At 67.6% G+C, this 19,953-nt stretch carries 18 protein-coding genes; 12 read left to right on the top strand and 6 right to left on the bottom strand.

Features of this window, described 5'->3' with window-relative positions:
* The first annotated feature begins 119 nt into the window (after positions 1-119).
* From aroK to QVG61_RS00910, 9 genes are all read left to right on the top strand, one after another.
* The gene (aroK, locus tag QVG61_RS00950) at positions 120-659 is read left to right on the top strand and encodes a shikimate kinase AroK (protein ID WP_289931431.1); all 540 of its coding nucleotides are present in this window, start codon (positions 120-122) and stop codon (positions 657-659) included.
* 78 nt (positions 660-737) lie between these two features.
* Positions 738-1,814: a 3-dehydroquinate synthase gene (aroB, locus tag QVG61_RS00945; protein ID WP_289931430.1), complete on the top strand. Its 1,077-nt coding sequence runs from the start codon at positions 738-740 to the stop codon at positions 1,812-1,814.
* Positions 1,815-1,819: 5 nt separating this feature from the next.
* Complete coding sequence (locus tag QVG61_RS00940; protein ID WP_289931429.1) at positions 1,820-2,995, top strand: deoxyguanosinetriphosphate triphosphohydrolase; 1,176 nt, start codon at positions 1,820-1,822, stop codon at positions 2,993-2,995.
* Between the two features lie 110 nt (positions 2,996-3,105).
* Positions 3,106-3,357 (top strand): WGR domain-containing protein, encoded by a 252-nt coding sequence (locus QVG61_RS00935; protein WP_289931428.1) that lies wholly within the window; start codon positions 3,106-3,108, stop codon positions 3,355-3,357.
* Complete coding sequence (locus QVG61_RS00930) at positions 3,354-5,000, top strand: AAA family ATPase (RefSeq protein WP_289931426.1); 1,647 nt, start codon at positions 3,354-3,356, stop codon at positions 4,998-5,000. The genes QVG61_RS00935 and QVG61_RS00930 overlap by 4 nt, the downstream gene beginning before the upstream one ends.
* Positions 5,001-5,302: 302 nt before the next feature.
* A complete protein-coding gene (gltB, locus tag QVG61_RS00925; RefSeq protein WP_289931425.1) occupies positions 5,303-9,943 on the top strand; it encodes a glutamate synthase large subunit in 4,641 nt (1,546 codons plus the stop codon).
* Positions 9,944-9,946: 3 nt separating this feature from the next.
* Positions 9,947-11,398 (top strand): glutamate synthase subunit beta, encoded by a 1,452-nt coding sequence (locus QVG61_RS00920; RefSeq protein ID WP_289931424.1) that lies wholly within the window; start codon positions 9,947-9,949, stop codon positions 11,396-11,398.
* Positions 11,399-11,481: 83 nt separating this feature from the next.
* Positions 11,482-12,558: a uroporphyrinogen decarboxylase gene (gene hemE, locus QVG61_RS00915; protein WP_289931423.1), complete on the top strand. Its 1,077-nt coding sequence runs from the start codon at positions 11,482-11,484 to the stop codon at positions 12,556-12,558.
* Positions 12,559-13,313: 755 nt separating this feature from the next.
* Positions 13,314-13,739: a hypothetical protein gene (locus tag QVG61_RS00910; RefSeq protein ID WP_289931422.1), complete on the top strand. Its 426-nt coding sequence runs from the start codon at positions 13,314-13,316 to the stop codon at positions 13,737-13,739.
* 16 nt (positions 13,740-13,755) lie between these two features.
* On the opposite strand, the gene QVG61_RS00905 is transcribed toward QVG61_RS00910, so the two are convergent.
* Together QVG61_RS00905 and QVG61_RS00900 are read right to left on the bottom strand one after the other, a co-directional pair.
* Positions 13,756-14,646, bottom strand: coding sequence for a fructosamine kinase family protein (locus QVG61_RS00905; RefSeq protein WP_354671172.1), 891 nt, complete (start codon positions 14,644-14,646; stop codon positions 13,756-13,758).
* 2 nt (positions 14,647-14,648) lie between these two features.
* Complete coding sequence (locus QVG61_RS00900; protein WP_289932802.1) at positions 14,649-15,212, bottom strand: HNH endonuclease; 564 nt, start codon at positions 15,210-15,212, stop codon at positions 14,649-14,651.
* 265 nt (positions 15,213-15,477) lie between these two features.
* Here QVG61_RS00900 and QVG61_RS00895 point away from each other — a divergent pair, with 265 nt between their 5' ends.
* The 3 genes from QVG61_RS00895 to QVG61_RS00885 are packed head-to-tail and all read left to right on the top strand — an operon-like array spanning position 15,478 to position 18,268.
* Positions 15,478-16,611, top strand: a complete 1,134-nt coding sequence (locus QVG61_RS00895) for a Re/Si-specific NAD(P)(+) transhydrogenase subunit alpha (protein ID WP_289931421.1) — start codon at positions 15,478-15,480, stop codon at positions 16,609-16,611.
* On the top strand, positions 16,605-16,910 hold the full coding sequence (locus tag QVG61_RS00890; protein ID WP_289932801.1) for an NAD(P) transhydrogenase subunit alpha: 306 nt from the start codon (positions 16,605-16,607) through the stop codon (positions 16,908-16,910). The genes QVG61_RS00895 and QVG61_RS00890 overlap by 7 nt, the downstream gene beginning before the upstream one ends.
* Positions 16,907-18,268, top strand: a complete 1,362-nt coding sequence (locus QVG61_RS00885; RefSeq protein ID WP_289931420.1) for an NAD(P)(+) transhydrogenase (Re/Si-specific) subunit beta — start codon at positions 16,907-16,909, stop codon at positions 18,266-18,268. The genes QVG61_RS00890 and QVG61_RS00885 overlap by 4 nt, the downstream gene beginning before the upstream one ends.
* Positions 18,269-18,314: 46 nt before the next feature.
* On the opposite strand, the gene QVG61_RS00880 is transcribed toward QVG61_RS00885, so the two are convergent.
* From QVG61_RS00880 to QVG61_RS00865, 4 genes are read right to left on the bottom strand one after another with little or no spacing between them, the layout of a single operon-like run.
* Positions 18,315-18,794 (bottom strand): DUF3106 domain-containing protein, encoded by a 480-nt coding sequence (locus tag QVG61_RS00880; protein WP_289931418.1) that lies wholly within the window; start codon positions 18,792-18,794, stop codon positions 18,315-18,317.
* A complete protein-coding gene (locus tag QVG61_RS00875) occupies positions 18,784-18,945 on the bottom strand; it encodes a hypothetical protein (RefSeq protein ID WP_289931417.1) in 162 nt (53 codons plus the stop codon). The genes QVG61_RS00880 and QVG61_RS00875 overlap by 11 nt, the downstream gene beginning before the upstream one ends.
* Entirely contained in the window at positions 18,926-19,315 is a 390-nt protein-coding gene (locus QVG61_RS00870; protein ID WP_289931416.1) for a DUF3619 family protein, read from the bottom strand. The genes QVG61_RS00875 and QVG61_RS00870 overlap by 20 nt, the downstream gene beginning before the upstream one ends.
* Complete coding sequence (locus tag QVG61_RS00865; RefSeq protein ID WP_289931415.1) at positions 19,312-19,866, bottom strand: RNA polymerase sigma factor; 555 nt, start codon at positions 19,864-19,866, stop codon at positions 19,312-19,314. The genes QVG61_RS00870 and QVG61_RS00865 overlap by 4 nt, the downstream gene beginning before the upstream one ends.
* Between the last annotated feature and the right edge of the window lie 87 nt (positions 19,867-19,953).

Below are 19,953 nucleotides of genomic sequence, written 5' to 3'. Positions count from 1 at the left end.
GGCCGCGATCCCCGGCGGGTCTAGGCACGCCATCATCCGGGGTTCGATGCAATATCCGGGCTAACCCGGCCAGCGGGGCGGCTTGCCAGCCGCCCCGCTTTCTGGCATACCTGCCCGGCATGAATACGCCGGGCAACATCTTTCTGATCGGCCCCATGGGGGCCGGCAAGACCACCATCGGCCGCCAGCTGGCGCGCGCCCTGCACCGCCGCTTCGTCGACAGCGACCGGGTCATCGAGGAACGCACCGGCGTCGACATCCCGCTGATCTTCGAGCTGGAGGGCGAGGCCGGCTTCCGCCGCCGTGAGCGCAAGGTGATCGACGAGCTGACCCAACAGCCGGACATCGTGCTGGCCACCGGTGGTGGCGCCATCCTCGACCCGGACAATCGCCGCCACCTGATGACGCGCGGCACCGTGGTCTACCTGCACACCACCATCGACCAACAGCTCAGCCGCACCGGCCGCGACCAGAAACGCCCCCTGCTGCAGACGGATGATCCGCGTGCGCGGCTCAGTGAGCTGATGGCCGTCCGCGAGCCCCTGTACCGGGAGATCGCCGACCTGGTGATCGAAACCGACGGCCGCTGCATCAAGGACGTGGTGCGCGAGATCAGTCGCCGCCTGCGCGACGGGCCGCAGCCGGCCTCCGCACCCTGAGCCGGGGGCGGACGGCTTCTTCCGGCCGCGCCAATGGCTTATATTGCTCCCTTGACCAGAAACCACCACGGATCCCAGATGAAGACCCTGCGCGTCGAACTCGGAGAACGCAGCTACCCCATCCACATCGGCCGCGGCCTGCTCGGCCGGGCCGAGCTGCTCGAACCGCACATCCATGGCCGCCAGGTGATGGTGGTCAGCAACGAGACCGTCGCCCCCCTCTACCTGGAGCCGGTGCGCGATGCCCTGGCCGGCTTCGAGCAGCAGGCGGTCATCCTCCCCGACGGTGAACAGTACAAGACCCTGGACACCCTCAACCTGATCTTCGACGCCCTGCTCGAGCACCGCTTCAACCGCCGCTGCACCCTGGTCGCCCTGGGCGGCGGCGTGGTCGGCGACATCGCCGGCTTTGCCGCCGCCAGCTACCAACGCGGTGTCGATTTCATCCAGATTCCCACCACCCTGCTGGCCCAGGTCGACTCCTCGGTCGGTGGCAAGACCGGCGTCAACCACCGGCTGGGCAAGAACATGATCGGCGCCTTCCACCAGCCCAACTGCGTGCTGGCCGACACCGACACCCTGAACACCCTCGACGACCGCCAGCTGGCAGCCGGCCTGGCCGAGGTGATCAAGTACGGCCTGATCCGCGATGCCGCCTTCTTCGACTGGCTGGAGAGCAACATCGATCGCCTCACCGCGCGCGATCCCGCAGCTCTGGCCGAGGGCATCGAACGCTCCTGCCGGAACAAGGCCGAGGTGGTCGCCGCCGACGAGCGCGAGGCTGGCAGCCGCGCCCTGCTCAACCTGGGCCACACCTTCGGCCATGCCATCGAGACCGCCACCGGCTATGGCAGCTGGCTGCACGGCGAGGCGGTGGCCACCGGCATGCTGCTGGCCGCCCGACTCTCGGCCCGTCAGGGCTGGCTGCCCCAACCCGAGGTGGAGCGCATCGAGGCCCTGCTGCGCAAGGCCGGCCTGCCGGTCAAGGCGCCGGCGGAGATGGACGCCGACCGTTTCCTGGAACTGATGGCGGTGGACAAGAAGGTACAGGACAGCGGGCTGCGCCTGGTCCTGCTGCGCGGCATCGGCCAGGCCGTGGTGACCGGCGACTTCGATCCCGCACTCCTGCGCCAGACCCTCGACGAGGCCAACTGAGACGCATGGCCGCCGGCTCGCCCAACCCCTGCGATGCGCGGCTCGCAGCCTATGCCGCCTGTGATGCCCGCTCCCGCGGCCGGCGCCACCCCGAGCCCTCGCCCAACTACCGTGGCGAGTTCCAGCGCGACCGCGACCGCATCATCCATTCCGCCGCCTTTCGCCGCCTGGAATACAAGACCCAGGTATTCGTCAATCACGAGGGCGACCTGTTCCGCACCCGACTCACCCATTCCATCGAGGTGGCGCAGATCGCCCGCTCCATCGCCCGCGCCATGGGTCTCAACGAGGACCTCTCCGAGGCCATCGCCCTGGCCCACGACCTCGGCCACACGCCCTTCGGCCATGCCGGGCAGGATGCCCTGAACGCCTGCATGCAGGACTATGGCGGCTTCGAGCACAACCTGCAGTCGCTGCGCGTGGTCGACGAACTGGAGGAGCGCTATGCCGGCTTCCGCGGCCTGAACCTCACCTTCGAGGCCCGCGAGGGCATCCTCAAGCACTGTTCCCAGCCCAACGCCCGCGGCCTGGGCGAGATCGGCGAGCGCTTCCTCAATGGCCGCCAGCCGAGCCTGGAGGCACAGCTCACCAACCTGGCCGACGAGATCGCCTACAACAGCCACGACGTCGACGACGGCCTGCGCGCCGGCCTGATCGACATCGAGCAACTGGCCGACATCGCCCTGTTCGGCAAGCCCTATGCCGAGGTCTGCCGCCAGCATCCGCAGCTACCGGAACGCCGGGTCATTCACGAGGTGGTGCGGCGCATCATCAACGCCCAGGTCGTCGACCTGATCGAAACCAGCCAGGCCCGCCTGGCCGAGGCCCGGCCGGCTGACATCGACGCGGTGCGTGCCGAGGAACAGCCGCTGATCACCTTCAGCGAAGCGATGCGGTCCCAGAACCTGGAGCTGAAGCGTTTCCTCCGCGAGCACCTGTACCGCCACTACCGCGTGCACCGCATGTCGGCCAAGGCCCGACGCGTGATCCGCGCCCTGTTCGAGGCCTTTCACGAGGATCTACGCCTGCTTCCGGACGAGGCGCGGGGACACGCCCAGCGGCTCGGTGAACAGGGCGAGGCTGGCCGGGCCCGCGCCGTGGCGGACTACATCGCCGGCATGACCGACCGCTACGCCATCGCCGAATACGAGCGCGTCTTCAACCCCAAAGAGCTGACGTGAATGCAAGAATGTCCGGGTCAGAATTCAGAACCGGAATAGGGAATGCCCTTACGCACCCCCGGCTTCCGGATTCTGTATTCTCCATTCTGACTTCTGTATTCTGAAACGTCATGCGTATCTATATGCAGCTGCCCGCCGGCGACCAGGCCGCGCCGCGCTTCTACCATCTGCACCTGCAGGAAGACCTGTTGGAGGGCTGGACCCTGGTCCGTGAATGGGGCCACCAGGGAGCCGGCGGGCGGGTGCGGCGCGATCATTTCGACAGCCGCGAGGCGGCGGAGCAGGCCATGATGCGGGCCCGTGACGACCAGCTCAGACGCGGCTACCGCGTGGTCTTCATCCAGGGCCAGGAGCAACCGTGAAACCGAAGGACGAGACGCGCAGCGACTATCTGCAGGCCCTGGGACTGACCCGTGCACCCTTCGCCGAAGGGATCGCCGACAGCTTCTTCTACGCCGACCCGGTGCTGATGCAGCGGCTCGACCTGCTGCAGCACCTGACCCAGTTCGGTGACATGCTGCTGCTGGTCTGCGGCGGGCCGGGCAGCGGCAAGAGCAGCCTGCTGCATCAGTTCCGGCTGCGCGCCAGCAACAGCTGGGTGATCTGCCAGCTGGAGGGCAGCGGCCTGGATTCGGTGGCCGCCCTGGAACGGCAACTGGCCGATGGCTTCGAGGTCAGCCCCGCCGAGGGCCCGGAATTCGCCCGCCGGCTGATGCTGCGCTGCGAGGCCCTGCAGCAGGACGCCCGCCTGGCGGTACTGCTCATCGACGATGCCGAGCAGGTGCCGGACGAGGTGTTCGCCGCCCTGCTGCGGCTGGGCGGCACGCCCCAGGAGAGCATCCAGCGCCTGCGGGTGGTCTGCTTCGCCCGCCCCGAGCTGGAGCAGCGGCTGATCGCTGCCGGCCTGCACAACCCGCGCTCGCCGCTGATCCATCGCCTCGACATCCCGGCCTTCGATGCCCAGCAGAGCGCCGCCTACCTGATGTACCGGCTGGCCATTGCCGGTTATTCGGGCGACAGTCCCTTCAGCTCCACCGAGGTGCAGGCCATGCACAAGGCCGCCGGCGGCCGGCCTGCCGAACTCAACCGCCTCGCCCAGCAGACGCTCAGCGAACGCGCCCTGCGCCTCGGCCAGCGCCGCCCTGAACCCGGCCGTGGGCGCAGCGGCGGGCGCCGCTGGCCACTGCTGCTCGGCCTCGGTGCTCTGGCCAGCGCCCTCGGCGGCGGACTCTGGCTCTGGCAACAGGGGCGGGATCTGCGCTGGGACGAGCTGACCCCACGCAACGAGATCCCACTCGCCCTGCCGCCCGCCGACACGGCCGACAGCGCCCCTGCGGTTGCGGATACCCACCCCCCACCCCTGGCCGTCCCGGCCATGGAGGATGGCGAGGCCCCAGTGGCGATGGAAGCACCGCTCGCGACTCCGGCGAGCGCTGCCGTGCCGGCACCGGCAGCGCCCATCCCGCCGCCCGGTACAGAGCACCGGCCAGCAGCCGCCACACCTCCGAGCCCGACAACCCCGGAACAGGCCGTGACCGAGCCCCCCGCGGTACCCCCCCTCCCCGCCGACAGCCCACCGGAGCCCGCGCCGCCTGCCCCGCCTGCCCCCGAGACGACGCCGGAAGCACCGGCCGAGACAGCCGCCCCCGCTGCGGAAAGTGGCCCGGCACCAGCAGCCACAGCCACGGCGGACGAAGCGGCGCCAGCGCCCCCGCCCGAAGACTGGCTGAGCCAGCAGCCTGCAGATCATTACACCCTGCAGCTGCTGGGGGTCCGCGAGCGCGCCGCCGCCCGGGCCTTCATCGCCCGCCACGGCCTAGGTGATGCGGCCCATATCGTCGCCAGCCGCTACAAGGGGGGCGACTGGTACGTGGTGCTCTATGGCAGCTACCCCAGCGCGGCCGAGGCGCGCCGCGGTGCCGCCGACCTGCCAGCGGCGGTGCGCAAGGACCGGCCCTGGCCGCGGCGTTTCTCCAGCATCCCTCGCGCCCGCCGCGGCGACTGAGGCCGGCCAGGCCACCCGGTAAGGCATTGAAAAACGCCCCCCGGCGCCGGATGGTGCAGCGATCGGCGGTGAATTGAACCCACCCGCCCCGAACGCTATACTTCCCGACCGCCCGGGGAATCGACGATTCCCGCCGACCCCGTTCAGGGGATCTGCCCCGCCGCGGAACATACGGTATTTCAAGCTGATTCCTGGATTCAGGACGCATGAAACCCTGTTGCCGGAGTCCGGTGACAGGCGTGGCATGCCGGCCCGCCCCCGGGGTCCAGGCCTGAACAGAACGCTGTTGCGAGAGGTTCGCCATGAATCGTGGTGCTTTGCCGCCCAGACAGGGTCTCTACGACCCGACCAATGAGCACGACGCCTGCGGCGTCGGTTTCGTCGCCAACATCAAGGGGCGGAAGAGCCACGCCATCGTCCGCCAGGGCCTGCAGATCCTGGAGAACCTGACCCATCGCGGCGCGGTCGGCGCCGACCCCCTGGCCGGCGACGGGGCCGGCATCCTGATGCAGATCCCCGACCGCTTCCTGCGCGAGGACTGCGCCGCCCGCGGCCTGGAACTGCCGCCGGCCGGCGACTACGGCGTCGGCATGATCTTCCTGCCACGGCCGGCCCAGACCCAGGCCCAGTGCGAGGCCCTGATCGAGGAGGTGGTGGCCGAAGAGGGGCAGGTGCTGCTGGGCTGGCGCGAGGTGCCGACCGACAACAGCGGCCTGGGCAAGAGCGTGCTGCCGGTGGAACCGCTGGTACGCCAGGTGTTCATCGGTCGCGGCGAGGGCTGCGGGGACGAGACGGCCTTCGAGCGCAAGCTGTTCGTGATCCGCAAGCTGATCGAGAACCGGGTGCGGGAATCGGACTGGGTGGACCGCCAGCACTTCTACATCCCCTCGCTGTCCAGCCGCACCCTCGTCTATAAAGGTATGCTGCTGGCCAACCAGGTCGACGCCTACTACGGCGACCTGAAGGACGAGCGCGTGGAATCCGCGCTGGCGCTGGTCCACCAGCGCTTCTCCACCAACACCTTCCCCTCCTGGGACCTGGCCCATCCGTTCCGCATGATCGCCCACAACGGCGAGATCAACACCCTGCGCGGCAACGTCAACTGGATGGCCGCGCGCCGCCACGCCATGTCCTCCAGGCTGTTCGGCGACGACCTGGACAAGGTCTGGCCGCTGATCCCCGAGGGCCAGTCCGACTCGGCCTGCTTCGACAATGCCCTGGAGCTGCTGGTGGCCGGCGGCTATTCCATGGCCCACGCCATGATGATGCTGATTCCCGAGGCCTGGTCCGGCAATCCGCTGATGGACGACAGGCGCCGCGCCTTCTACGAGTACCATGCCGCGCTGATGGAGCCCTGGGACGGCCCGGCCGCGGTGGCCTTCACCGACGGCCGGCAGATCGGCGCCACCCTGGACCGCAACGGCCTGCGCCCTGCGCGTTACCTGATCACCGACGACGACCTGGTGCTGATGGCCTCGGAGATGGGCGTGCTCGACATCCCCGACCACAAGATCGTCAAGAAATGGCGCTTGCAGCCCGGCAAGATGTTCCTCATCGATATGCAGCAGGGCCGGATCATCGACGACGAGGAGCTGAAGACGGAACTGGCCGACAGCCATCCCTACCAGGACTGGCTGGACAAGACCCAGATCCACCTCAAGAACCTGCCGGCCGCGGCCGAGGGCAATGGCATCGATGCCGACACCCTGCTCGACCGCCAGCAGGCCTTTGGCTACACCCAGGAAGACATCAAGCTGCTGATGACGCCCATGGCCATCGCCGGCCAGGAGGCGATCGGCTCCATGGGCGCCGACAACCCGGTGGCGGTGCTGTCCAGCAAGCCCAAGCCGCTGTTCAACTACTTCCAGCAGAACTTCGCCCAGGTCACCAACCCGCCCATCGACCCCATCCGCGAAGAGCTGGTGATGTCGCTGGTATCGCTGATCGGACCGCGCCCCAACCTGCTCGATCAGGACGCTGCCGGCAGTCACATGCGCCTGGAGGTGCATCAGCCGATCCTCACCAACAAGGATCTGGAGCGCATCCGCGGCATCGAGAAGACCACCGACGGTGCCTTCCGCACCAAGACCCTGGACATCTGCTACCCGGCCGAGCAGGGCGCGGCCGGCATGGAGGCGGCCCTCACGGCGCTGTGCGCCGCGGCCGAACAGGCGGTGCGCGACGGCTACAACATCCTCATCCTCTCCGACCGCTCGGTATCCGAACACGCCATCCCCATCCCGGCCCTGCTGGCCACCTCGGCGGTACACCATCACCTGGTACGCAGCGGCCTGCGCACCGAGTCCGGCCTGGTGGTCGAGACCGGCGCCGCGCGCGAGGTGCACCACTTCGCGGTGCTGGCCGGTTATGGCGCCGAGGCGGTCAACCCCTATCTCGCCTTCGAGACCCTGAGCGACTGCTGTGCCCGGCTGCCGGAGCCGCTGGAACCGTCCGAGGCCCACGCCCGCTACATCAAGGCCATCGGCAAGGGACTGCTCAAGGTGATGTCCAAGATGGGCATCTCCACCTACCAGTCCTACTGTGGCGCGCAGATCTTCGACGCCGTGGGCCTGAAGAGCGAGTTCGTCGAGAAATACTTCACCGGCACCGCCACCACCATCGAGGGCGCCGGTCTGGCCGAGATCGCCGAGGAGGCGGTGCGCTGGCACCGTGATGCCTACAGCGAGGCGCTGGTCTATCGCAACGCGCTGGACGTGGGCGGCGACTACGCCTGGCGGGCACATGGCGAGGACCACATCTGGACCCCGGAGACCATCGCCAAGCTGCAGCACGCCACCCGGGCCAACGACGCCCGAACCTATGAAGAGTATTCGCGGCTCATCAACGAGCAGAACGAGCGGTTGCTGACCCTGCGCGGCCTGTTCGAGCTCAAGTTCGCCGACCAGCCGGTGCCGCTGGACGAGGTCGAACCGGCGAGGGAGATCGTCAAGCGCTTCGCCACCGGCGCCATGTCCTTCGGCTCCATCTCCTGGGAGGCGCACACCACCCTGGCCATCGCCATGAACCGCCTCGGCGCCAAGTCCAACACCGGTGAGGGCGGCGAGGAACGCTCGCGCTTCAAGCCGCTGGAAAACGGCGACTCCATGCGCTCGGCCATCAAGCAGGTGGCTTCCGGCCGTTTCGGCGTGACCACCGAGTACCTGGTCAACGCCGACGACATCCAGATCAAGATGGCCCAGGGCGCCAAGCCCGGCGAGGGCGGCCAGCTGCCCGGCCACAAGGTCAACCAGTGGATCGCCAAGGTGCGTCACTCGACACCCGGCGTCGGCCTGATCTCGCCGCCGCCGCACCACGACATCTACTCCATCGAGGACCTGGCGCAGCTGATCCACGACCTGAAGAACGTCAATCCCAAGGCGCGGATCAGCGTCAAGCTGGTCTCCGAGGTCGGCGTCGGCACCGTGGCCGCGGGCGTCTCCAAGGCGCATGCCGACCATGTCACCATCGCCGGCTACGACGGCGGCACCGGCGCCTCGCCACTGACTTCCATCAAGCATGCCGGCAGCCCCTGGGAGATCGGTCTGGCCGAGACCCATCAGACGCTGGTGCTGAACAAGCTGCGCACCCGCATCTCGGTGCAGGTCGACGGCGGCATGCGCACCGGCCGTGACGTGGTGATCGGTGCACTGCTCGGCGCCGACGAGTTCGGTTTCGCCACCGCGCCGCTGATCGTCGAGGGCTGCATCATGATGCGCAAGTGTCACCTCAACACCTGTCCGGTCGGCGTCGCCACCCAGGACGAGGAACTGCGCAAGCGCTTCACCGGCCAGCCGGAGCACCTGGTCAACTACTTCTTCTTCGTCGCCGAGGAGATCCGCCAGCTGATGGCCAGACTCGGCTTCCGCAGCTTCGACGAAATGATCGGCCGCATGGACAAGCTGGACATGCGCCGCGCCATCGACCACTGGAAGGCGCACGGCCTGGATTATTCACGCATCCTGCACCAGCCGCCGACCGAGCCCGGCGAACAGGTCTACAACTGCGAGTCGCAGGATCACGGCCTCGACCAGGCGCTGGACAACAAACTGATCGAGCAGGCCGCGCCGGCGCTGGAGCGCGGCGAACCGGTGAGGATCGAAACCCCGGTGAAGAACACCAACCGCACCGTCGGCGCCATGCTCTCCGGCCGGGTGGCGGAACGCTACGGCCACGAGGGCCTGCCGGAGGACAGCATCCACATCAAGCTCAAGGGCATCGCCGGACAGAGCTTCGGCGCCTGGCTGGCGCATGGCGTGACCCTGGAACTGGAGGGCGAGGCCAACGACTATGTCGGCAAGGGTCTGTCCGGCGGCCGCATCGTGATCTACCCGCCAGCCGACTGCCCGATCGTGCCGGAAGAGAACATCATCGTCGGCAACACCCTGCTCTACGGCGCGATCAGCGGCGAGTGCTACTTCCGCGGCGTGGCCGGTGAGCGCTTCGCGGTGCGCAACTCGGGCGCCACCGCGGTGGTGGAAGGCGTCGGCGACCACGGCTGCGAATACATGACCGGCGGCGTGGTGGTGGTGCTGGGCGAGACCGGGCGCAACTTCGCCGCCGGCATGTCCGGCGGCATCGCCTACGTGCTGGACAGGGACGGCGACTTCGAGCGCCGCTGCAACCTGGCCATGGTCGAACTGGAACCGATCCCGGAAGAGGACGCGGCCCTTGAGCGCCTGGAACACGAGGGCGGCGACCTGGAGACCCACGGCCGGGTGGACATCAGCTCCGACATGACCCGCTTCGATGCCCAGCGCCTGAAGGGCCTGATCGAAAAGCACCTGCACTACACCAACAGCTCGGTGGCACGCGACATCCTCGATCACTGGGCCGAGTACCTGCCGCGCTTCGTCAAGGTGATGCCAGTCGACTACCGGCGCGCCCTGGAGGAGATGAAGCGGACACAGCAGGAGGCGCTGGCACGCGCCGCTGGAGGACAATAACCCATGGGCAAGCCAACCGGATTTCTGGAATACCCCCGGGTCGACCGCGGCTACCAGCCCGTCGAGGAACGCATCAGGTTCTATCGCGAGTTCGTCATCCCCCTGCCGGAGGACGAGCTCACCCGCCAGGCGGCGCGCTGCATGGACTGCGGCATTCCCTTCTGCCACCACGGCTGCCCGGTCAACAACCTGATCCCGGACTGGAACGATCTGGTCTATCGCGGCGACTGGCAGCGGGCCAGCGACATGCTGCACCTGACCAACAACTTTCCGGACTTCACCGGCCGCATCTGCCCGGCGCCCTGCCAGGAGTCCTGCACCCTCAACCTGCAGGACCAGCCGGTCACCATCAAGACCATCGAATGCGCCATCGTCGACCGGGCCTGGGACGAGGGCTGGCTGCAGCCCCTGGTCCCTGAACACAAGACCGGCAAGAAGGTCGCCGTGGTCGGCTCCGGGCCGGCCGGCATGGCCTGCGCCCAGCAGCTGGCCCGCGCCGGCCACGAGGTGACGCTGTTCGAGAAGAACGACCGCATCGGCGGCCTGCTGCGCTACGGCATCCCCGACTTCAAGTTCGAGAAGCACATCATCGACCGGCGCATGGAACAGATGGCGGCCGAGGGAGTGACCTTCAAACCCAATACCCATATTGGCGTCGACCTGCCTGCGAGGCAGTTGTTGGAGGATTTCGATGCCGTGGCATTGACCGGCGGCTCGGAGCAGCCGCGCGACCTGCCGGTGGAGGGCCGCGAGCTCGAGGGCATCCACTTCGCCATGGATTTCCTGCGCCAGCAGAACAGGCGCGTGGCCGGCGACGAGATCCCGGAAGACGAGGCCATCCTCGCCACCGACAAGCAGGTCATCGTCATCGGCGGCGGCGACACCGGCTCGGACTGCATCGGCACCTCCATTCGCCAGGGCTGCAAGTCGGTGGTGCAGCTCGAGATCCTGCCCCGGCCACCGGAGAAAGAGGACAAGCTGCTGACCTGGCCGGACTGGCCGAACAAGCTGCGCACCTCGACCTCGCAGGAGGAAGGCGCGCGCCGCGAATGGAGCGTGACCACCAAAAGGTTCGAAGGCAAGGACGGCAAGGTGACCCGCATCCACTGCGCCCGCGTCGAGTGGAACAAGGATGACAACGGCAACTGGCAGATGACCGAGATTCCAGGCAGCGAATTCAGCCTCGATGCCGACCTGGTGCTGCTGGCCATGGGTTTCGTGCATCCGGTGCAGGAAGGCATGCTCGAGGAGCTGGGCGTGACCTTCGACCCGCGCGGCAATGTCCAGGGCAGCACCGAGGGTCCGGATGCCTACAAGACCTCCATCGACAAGGTGTTCGCCGCCGGCGACATGCGCCGCGGCCAGTCGCTGGTGGTCTGGGCCATCCGCGAGGGACGCCAGTGCGCCCGCGCCGTGGATGAATACCTCATGGGCCATTCCATCCTGCCACGTTGACGGGATAGTACCTGGCGATTCTCATATCCCAATTTAAATTTGTGGCGTCCCTTGGCGTTCTTGGCGTCTTGGCGGTTTAAACCATGACCGAACTGAAAAACGACCGATTCCTCCGTGCCTTGCTGCGCCAGCCCGTGGATGTCACCCCGGTGTGGATGATGCGCCAGGCCGGGCGTTACCTGCCGGAGTACCGCGCCACCCGCGAGAAGGCCGGCAGCTTCATGGATCTGTGCATGAATCCGGAGCTGGCCTGCGAAGTCACCCTCCAGCCACTGGAGCGCTTTCCGCTGGATGCCGCCATCCTGTTCTCGGACATTCTCACCGTGCCGGATGCCATGGGCCTGGGCCTGTATTTCGAGACCGGCGAAGGGCCGCGCTTCGAACGGCCGCTGCGCAGCGAGGCGGACATCGAACGGCTCGGCGTGCCCGACCCGGAGCAGGAGCTGCGCTACGTGATGGATGCGGTGCGCACCATCCGCCGTGAACTGGCCGGCCGGGTGCCGCTGATCGGCTTCGCCGGCAGTCCCTGGACGCTGGCCACCTACATGGTCGAAGGCGGCTCCAGCAAGGATTTCCGCCACATCAAGGGGATGATGTACGAGCGTCCCGGGTTGCTGCAGCGCATTCTGGACGTCACCGCCCGCGCGGTGACCGACTACCTGAACGCCCAGGTGGCGGCCGGCGCCCAGGCGCTGATGATCTTCGACACCTGGGGCGGCGCCCTCTCCCCGCGTGCCTACCGGACCTTCTCCCTGGCCTACATGCGGCAGATCGTCACGGGTCTGGTGCGGGAGAGCGAGGGGCGCCAGGTGCCGGTGATCCTGTTCACCAAGAACGGCGGACAGTGGCTGGAAGAGATGGCCGAGAGTGGGGCCGATGCCCTGGGCCTCGACTGGACCACGGACATCGGCGCAGCCCGGCGGCGGGTCGGCGACCGCGTCGCCCTGCAGGGCAATCTCGACCCGGCGGTGCTCTACGCCAGCCCCGAGGTCATTCGCCGCGAGGTCGGTCGGGTGCTGGAGGACTTCGGCCCGGGTTCGGGGCATGTCTTCAACCTGGGACACGGCATCCACCCGCAGATCGATCCCGAACACGCCGCCGTGATGGTCGAGGCGGTTCACGAACTGAGCCGCCCCTTCCACAACAGCGGTAAGCTCTGAGCCAGGCGGGATACCCTTCCCCCATAAGCTCCTCCTCCCGGCGGCCCGACATGCCGCACGACGAGAACGATGCCGCCAGCATTCGCTCGACCAGCGACCTGGCACGGCGCTTCCATCTCGTGGAACCGCTCTCCCCCATGGGACCCGAAAATCGAATCCTTCGCGCAATATGCGGGCTGGCTGAATATTGCATCAGAACCCCGGCTGATGGCGTGACTGGACCCGCCGGGGATCGCGGCCTGGAGGCCGCTCCTACCATGGTGCCGCCATGCCCCCTAGGGCCTGTTAACACTATCCCAATGGGCTCTGTTGCACCTGAAAAAAGCGCCAATCAAGGCGCGAGGAGAGAGGTTTGGTGACTCCAAATGAACGACGAGCAACGCGGAGTGGCGCTTTTTCAGGCGCAACCCGGAGGGCTGGGGCTCTTTTTCCGCCCAGCGGCGTTATCATTCGCTCATGTAGACTGACTACATTTCGCTCATTCTGCCTTGCTGGACGGAAAAAGAGTCCCAGCAGAACCCATTGGGATAGTGTTAACAGGCCCTAGGAGCGGCCTCCAGGCCGCGATTGGCGTGGTGTTGACAGGCCCCAGGAGGCTCGCAAATAGGCCCTCGTGGCGGGGTACACTTTGTGGCTGTACGATTGACTCCGGGCATCCTGCCCTCCGCCCTGAGCATCGAATCCTTCGTGCAATATGCGGGCTAATCTTTTTCCCACCCCCGGCCGCTACAGGGCTGAAGACACGGGAAACGCCCATGAGAACCAGCCTGCTGCTCGGCCTGCTCCTGCTCTGTCTGCCGGCCATCGCGCGCGATATCAACGGCAACTACGCCGTGCTCGGTGTCGGCGGCGCCAGCTGCGCCACCTACCTGGAGGCCCGGGATGCCGGTGGCGAAGCGGAACGCGCCTTCATCGAGTGGACCGCCGGCCACCTCTCGGCCTACAACCTGCTGCTGGCCAGCACCTACAACATTCTCGGCGAGCTCGATGCCTTCGGTCTGCTGGCCCGGCTCGACAGCCGCTGCCGCCAGGCACGCGAGGACAGCTTCATCAAGGCCCTGGCCCGGGAGCTGGAGATACTCTACGAGACGCGCGCCAACCTGGCCCCGGAGCAGAGTTCCGGCTGGTACCGCTGGCTGGAGGACATGAGCGGCGGCGGCAAGCGGCCGGCCAAGCCCTGAGGGCAGGCCACCGGCGTCAGCGGATCTCCGCCAGCAACCCCTCGATCAACTGCTGGGCCTGTCCCAGATAGCCGCCACCAAACATGTTCAGGTGGTTGAGGATGTGATACAGATTGTAGAGCCGCTTGCGCACCGCATAGCCTGCATCCAGCGGCCAGGCCGCGGCATAGGCGGCATAGAAGTCCGCCTCGAATCCCCCGAACAGCTCGGTCATGGCCAGCTCGGCCTCGCGGTCGCCATAGTAGACGGCCGGATCGAAGATCACCGGCTCACCCGAGGCCAGGTAGGAATAGTTGCCGGACCAGAGGTCGCCGTGCAGCAGGGAGGGCGCGGGCCGGTGGTCGCTGAAAAAGACATCGAGATCGGCCAGCAGCCGTTCGCCTAGGCGCTGCAGCGCCCCGCCGTGCCCGCCCCGGGCCGCCAGTTCGAGCTGGAAGCCCAGACGCCGTTCACGCCAGAACCCGAGCCAGTCGTCCAGCCAGGCATTCGGCTGCGGCGTGGCGCCGATGGTGTTGTCCCGCGACCAGCCGAAACGCGCCGCCTGCTGGCGGTGCATGGCGGCCAGCCCCTCGCCGAGGCGGGCAGCGGCCCCCGCCCGGCCACCGCCGAAATCGAGATGTTCCAGGACCAGGAAGGCGCTGTCACCGGCCACCCCGCTGGCCAGCGGCCGCGGGGCCCGCAGGCTGTCGCTGGCAAGGATGGCCTCCAGCCCGGCCGCCTCGGCCTCGAACATGTCGAGCCGGCTGGCGGCGTTGAGCTTGACGAAGAAGGCCTGGCCGCCGCCCTCGAGGCGGAAGGCCTGGTTGATGCAGCCGCCGCCGATCCCGCTGCGCTCCTCCGCCCGGACCCGTATCCCGGTCTGCGCCTCGATGGCCGCGACGATCCGCCCCCAGTCCGTCATCCGCATGCTTACAGCCGCTGGGAGCTACCCTGGATCCGCGCGTGCAGCGGACTGTGGCGGGGAAAGTGGGCGAGCAGGAACTCCATCTGGTCGGCCAGCACCCGCTTGCCCTGCAGGTAGATGTACTCGGCATGGGTGGGGGTAAAGGGCACCGCCAGCAGCTCCATGCCGGCCTGTTCCGGCCGCCGTCCGGCCTTGTGGTTGTTGCAGCGCACGCAGGCGGTGACCACGTTGGTCCAGCTGTCGGCGCCACCCTGGCTGAGCGGCGTGACGTGGTCGCGGGACAGCGCCCGGTCCGGGAAACACAGCCCGCAGTACAGGCACAGGTGGGCGTCGCGCCGGAACAGGGTCTGGTTGTTGAGCGGCGGCTGATAGGCGCGGCGCGCCTTGCGCAGGGCCCGTGAATTGCCATGGGTGGCGATGATGGAATGCAGCTCCAGCCGGCTGCGGCGACCGCTGCGGGCGTTGATGCCGCCGCGGATGCGGTACAGCAGGCTGCCGCAGGCATAGGCCACCTGGCCCAGGTGATAGAGCCGTGCCGCCTCCCGGTAGTCGACCCATTCCAGGGGCATGCCGGAGGCGTCGGTCCGCAAGATCTGATGCGAAAGATCGGGCACCCGCCTTCTCCCGTGGCGCATGACTGGACACTTTATGTCAGATAGCGCCGGAAAAGTAAACGCCACCCCCGCACCATTATTCAATCGCCCCCGCGAATCCGGTATCATGGGCGCCTTTTTGGGGCGCAGCCCTTCACCGAGCCGGCGGCGGGTCGCCGGGTCCGCGCGACGCCCCTTTCCAAGCGATTGCCGGCCCCCGCCGGAGACGGAGACGTAAACGATGCCGATACGTGTGGCCGTGGCCAAAGAAACCCTGCCGGGCGAGAACCGCGTCGCCCTCGACCCGACGGTCGCCCAGCGCTTCACCAAGCTGGGTGTCGAGGTGTTCATGGAGAAGGGCGCCGGCACCGGCGCCCACTACCATGACGAGGACTACATCGGCGTGACCTTCGTCGAGGACAAGGCCGAGCTCCTCGGCAGCGCCGACATCTGGTTCAAGGTGCAGCCGCCGACCGAGGAGGAGATCGGCCTGCTGCGCGAGGGCGCGGTGCTGATCGGCATGCTGATGCCCTACAAGTATCCGCAGCGGGTCAGGCTGCTCAGCGAGCGCCGCATCACCAGCTTCGCCATGGAGCTGATCCCGCGCATCTCCCGCGCCCAGAGCATGGACGTACTCTCCTCGCAGGCGGCGGTGGCCGGCTACAAGGCCTCGATCATGGCCGCCGACCGCACCGGCCGATTCTTCCCCATGCTGACCACCGCCGCCGGCACCATCCGTCCGGCCAAGGTACTGGTGATCGGCGCCGGCGTCGCCGGTCTGCAGGCCATCGCCACCGCCAAGCGCCTCGGCGCCATCGTCGAGGGTTATGACGTGCGTTCCGCCACCCGCGAGCAGGTCGAGTCGCTGGGCGCCAAGTTCGTCGACACCGGGGTCTCCGCCGAGGGCGAGGGCGGCTATGCCCGCGAGCTCACCGAGGAGGAGAAACGCCAGCAGCTGGAGGTCCTGGCCCGCCACGTCACCCAGGCCGATGCCGTGATCACCACCGCCGCCATCCCCGGCAAGCCCTCGCCGAAGATCATCACTGCGGAGATGGTCGAAAACATGAAGGTCGGCTCGGTGATCATCGACCTGGCGGCCGAGGGCGGCGGCAACTGCGAGCTGACCCACCCCGGCGAGGAGTACGTTTCCGGTTGCGTCACCATCTACGGCCCGATCAACGTACCCAGCATGCTGCCGGTGCACGCCAGCGAGATGTACGCCAAGAACCTGCTCAACTTCATCAGCCCGATGATCGAGGAGGGCGAATTGAAGCTCGACTGGGAGGACGAGGTCATCCGCGACAGCGTCCTGACCCACGAGGGCGAGATCCGGCACCAGCCCACCCGTGCCCTGGTGGAAGGAGAGGCATCATGATCGAAGGTTTCACCGCACTCTATATCTTCATGCTGGCCGCCTTCACCGGCTACGAGGTCATCGCCCGGGTACCGGTCATCCTGCACACGCCGCTGATGTCCGGCTCCAACTTCGTGCACGGCATCGTGCTGGTCGGCGCCATGGTCGCCATGGGCCATGCCGAGAGCGACATGGAGCAGTTCATCGGCTTCCTCGGCGTGATGCTGGCCGCCGGCAATGCCGTCGGCGGCTACGTGGTCACCGAACGCATGCTGGAGATGTTCAAGAGCAGCAACCGCAACAAGGAGCGCGGCCAATGATCGAACTGAGTTATTTCGCGGCCGCGGTCCTGTTCATCCTCGGCCTCAAGCGCATGAGTTCGCCGGTCACCGCGCGCGGCGGCATCGTCTGGGCCGGCGTCGGCATGCTGGTCGCCACCCTGGCGACCTTCTTCCAGCCGGAGCTGCACAACTTCGGGCTGATGATCCTCGCCATCATGATCGGCGGCGGCATCGCCTGGTATACCGGCAAGAAGGTCGAGATGACCGACATGCCGCAGATGATCGCCATCTACAACGGCATGGGCGGCGGCGCGGCCGCGGCCATCGCCGCGGTGGAACTGATGAAGGGCGAGACGCATTCCGCCACCTTCCAGAGTCTGGCCGTGCTCGGCGCCCTGATCGGTTCGGTGGCCTTCTCCGGCTCCATGATCGCCTTCGCCAAACTGCAGGGCCTGATGAAGAAATCCTTCATCTTCCCCAGCCAGCAGATCGTCAACCTGGCCATCTTCGGCGGCGCCATCCTGCTCGGCCTGGTGCTGATCGGCTCGGATGCCCCCGGCGGCCTGCTGCTGCTCCTGTTCTTCGCCCTGGCCCTGGCCTTCGGGGTGATGATGACCCTGCCGATCGGCGGCGCCGACATGCCGGTGGTCATCTCGCTGTACAACGCCTTCACCGGCCTGGCGGTCGCCTTCGAGGGCTTCGTGCTCGGCAATGCGGCGATGATCATCGCCGGCACCGTGGTCGGTTCTGCGGGCACCCTGCTCACCCAGCTGATGGCCAAGGCCATGAACCGGCCACTGTCCAACGTGCTCTTCTCCGGCTTCGGTTCAGGCGAGGTCGCCGGCGGCGAGACAGCCCAGGAAGGCACCATGAAGGAGCTGACCGCCAACGATGCCGCGTCGATGATGGCCTATGCCAGCAAGGTGATCATCGTGCCGGGCTATGGCATGGCGGTGGCCCAGGCGCAGCACAAGATCTGGGAACTGGCCGAGCTGCTCGAAGAGCGCGGCGTGGAGGTGAAGTTCGCCATCCATCCGGTAGCCGGCCGCATGCCCGGTCACATGAACGTGCTGCTGGCCGAAGCCGGCGTGCCCTACGACAAGATCTTCGATCTGGAGGAGATCAACGCCGAGTTCCCGCAGGCCGACGTGGCCCTGGTGATCGGCGCCAACGACGTGGTCAACCCGGCGGCGCGCACCGACAAGTCCAGCCCCATCTACGGCATGCCGATCCTCGACGCCGACAAGGCGAAGAACGTGATCGTCATCAAGCGCGGCAAGGGACGCGGCTTCTCCGGCATCGAGAACCAGCTGTTCTTCCTCGACAACACCCGCATGCTGTACGGCGACGGCCAGAAGGTCGCCGCCGACCTGATCGCCGAGGTCAAACAGCTCTAGCCCGGATATTGCACCAAGGATTCGATGCTCAGGGCGAGGCCGGCAATCAATCCTCGCCCTGTTGCGCCGATCCCTGCCAGCGCTGACGGCGCCGCTCGATGAAGGCCCGGCGCTGTTCCGGACTCATGCTGCGCCAGCGGGCCCTGAGCTCCTGACGGCGCTCCGGCGGCAGCTGCTTGAAGCGGCGGAATTCACGACGCAGCAGCGCCTGCTCCTCCGGCGGCAGCTGGCGGAAACGCTGGTAGCGCTCACGGATCCGCGCCCGCTGTTCCGGGCTCAGCCGCTTCCAGTGCTCGAAGCGCTCCCTGAGCCGGGCGCGCTGCTCCGGGCTCAACGTCTCCCAGCGTCGCGCCCCCTGCCGGAGCCGCTCCTGGCGCGCCTCCGGCAGCCCCTCCCAGTGTTCCCGCAAGGGCTCGAGCACCGCCTGCTCGGCCGGCTCCAGCTCGTCCCAATCGAGGGCACTGGCCAACAGCGGCCAAGCCAGCAACACCAGCAGCACGCCCCGTCTCAACCCGCTAGTCCTCATCGTCCACCTTCCTGTCCTCGGCTTTGGCCTTGCCCTGCAGCTCGGCGCTCAGCGTCGCATCCAGCCACGTCTCGTCCCCCGGCGCCCACTGGGCGAGGAACTCCAGCAGGGCCGCATCGATCGGCTCGGATTCAGCCGCGTGCAGGAGCATGGCGGCGCCAGGCAGCAGGCTGCCCAGGCAGAGGCACAGCCCTGCCCGCATCGCCCGGCTGCGCAGCCAGCCAGTCATAGAAGTCCAGCTCCTCATAGAATTCGATGTCCTCACCCGAAACCAGCAGCTCGATGTCCTCGACTACCGGCGCAGCGCCACCCCCCGCCCGCAGCAGCAGGATGCTCAACGCCAGCAGCAGGCTGGCGGCCAGGGCCAGGCCGAGCGGCGCTCGCCAGCGCCGGGACCGTCCCTCAAGGGCCGAGCGGCGGGCCGCCGCCAGGCGCGCCCGGGTCGGGACATCGAGTTGCCCCAGCCCCGCCTCCAGTTGCTGCCGCAGCCGCCGCGCGAATGCCTCGTCACCGTCCTTCATGGCCAGTGCTCTCCCAGTCGTTCTCGCAGTTTTGCCATGGCCCGCGACAGGTGGGTCTTCACGCTACCCTCCGAGCAGCCCATGGCGTAGGCCGTCTGCGCCACGTCCAGGCCCTCCCAGATGCGCAGCAGGAAGGCCTGTTGCTGGCGCAAGGGCAGGGCCTGTACCGCGGCGTGCACCGCGGCCATGGCCTCGCCCTGCGCCAGCCGGCCGGGCGGATCCACGGCATGCGGGTCCGCAAACTCCGGCTCTGGCCCCTCTTCCGCCAGGGCCGCGCGGCGGTCACCCCAGGCCGCCAGCCAGCGGCGGCGCACGCTGCGCCGCCGGTGCCAGTCGTTGATGCGGCTCTGCAGGATGCGATGAAACAGCGGCGGCCAGTCCTCCCGCCCGCGCTCACCGTAACGCTGCACCAGCTTGAACATGGCATCCTGGACGATCTCCAGGGCATCCTCGCGATTGCCGGTGGCGAATTCGGCCATGCGAAAGGCCCGCCCCTCGACACCGGCAAGAAAACGCTCCAGCTCAGATTGCCGCTCATTGGATTGGGACATGCCACCGCTTCTGCCGTTTGCCCAGCCTATGCAGCACGGTACCCAGTGTAACCTGCCGCCCCGGCCCTCAATGCTCCTTCCTGTCCT

Origin of the sequence: Thiohalobacter sp. IOR34 (assembly GCF_030406045.1) — a bacterium.
GTDB lineage: Bacteria > Pseudomonadota > Gammaproteobacteria > Thiohalobacterales > Thiohalobacteraceae.
Note: the sequence above shows the minus strand (reverse complement) of the source record. Positions and strands in the feature narration are given on the sequence as shown.

Coding starts and splice junctions, on each gene's coding strand:
- aroK (WP_289931431.1), top strand. CDS start 120: ATGAATACGCCGGGCAACATCTTTCTGATCGGCCCCATGGGGGCCGGC.
- aroB (WP_289931430.1), top strand. CDS start 738: ATGAAGACCCTGCGCGTCGAACTCGGAGAACGCAGCTACCCCATCCAC.
- QVG61_RS00940 (WP_289931429.1), top strand. CDS start 1,820: ATGGCCGCCGGCTCGCCCAACCCCTGCGATGCGCGGCTCGCAGCCTAT.
- QVG61_RS00935 (WP_289931428.1), top strand. CDS start 3,106: ATGCGTATCTATATGCAGCTGCCCGCCGGCGACCAGGCCGCGCCGCGC.
- gltB (WP_289931425.1), top strand. CDS start 5,303: ATGAATCGTGGTGCTTTGCCGCCCAGACAGGGTCTCTACGACCCGACC.
- QVG61_RS00920 (WP_289931424.1), top strand. CDS start 9,947: ATGGGCAAGCCAACCGGATTTCTGGAATACCCCCGGGTCGACCGCGGC.
- hemE (WP_289931423.1), top strand. CDS start 11,482: ATGACCGAACTGAAAAACGACCGATTCCTCCGTGCCTTGCTGCGCCAG.
- QVG61_RS00910 (WP_289931422.1), top strand. CDS start 13,314: ATGAGAACCAGCCTGCTGCTCGGCCTGCTCCTGCTCTGTCTGCCGGCC.
- QVG61_RS00905 (WP_354671172.1), bottom strand. CDS start 14,646: ATGCGGATGACGGACTGGGGGCGGATCGTCGCGGCCATCGAGGCGCAG.
- QVG61_RS00900 (WP_289932802.1), bottom strand. CDS start 15,212: ATGCCCCTGGAATGGGTCGACTACCGGGAGGCGGCACGGCTCTATCAC.
- QVG61_RS00895 (WP_289931421.1), top strand. CDS start 15,478: ATGCCGATACGTGTGGCCGTGGCCAAAGAAACCCTGCCGGGCGAGAAC.
- QVG61_RS00885 (WP_289931420.1), top strand. CDS start 16,907: ATGATCGAACTGAGTTATTTCGCGGCCGCGGTCCTGTTCATCCTCGGC.
- QVG61_RS00880 (WP_289931418.1), bottom strand. CDS start 18,794: ATGAGGACTAGCGGGTTGAGACGGGGCGTGCTGCTGGTGTTGCTGGCT.
- QVG61_RS00875 (WP_289931417.1), bottom strand. CDS start 18,945: ATGCTCCTGCACGCGGCTGAATCCGAGCCGATCGATGCGGCCCTGCTG.
- QVG61_RS00870 (WP_289931416.1), bottom strand. CDS start 19,315: ATGAAGGACGGTGACGAGGCATTCGCGCGGCGGCTGCGGCAGCAACTG.
- QVG61_RS00865 (WP_289931415.1), bottom strand. CDS start 19,866: ATGTCCCAATCCAATGAGCGGCAATCTGAGCTGGAGCGTTTTCTTGCC.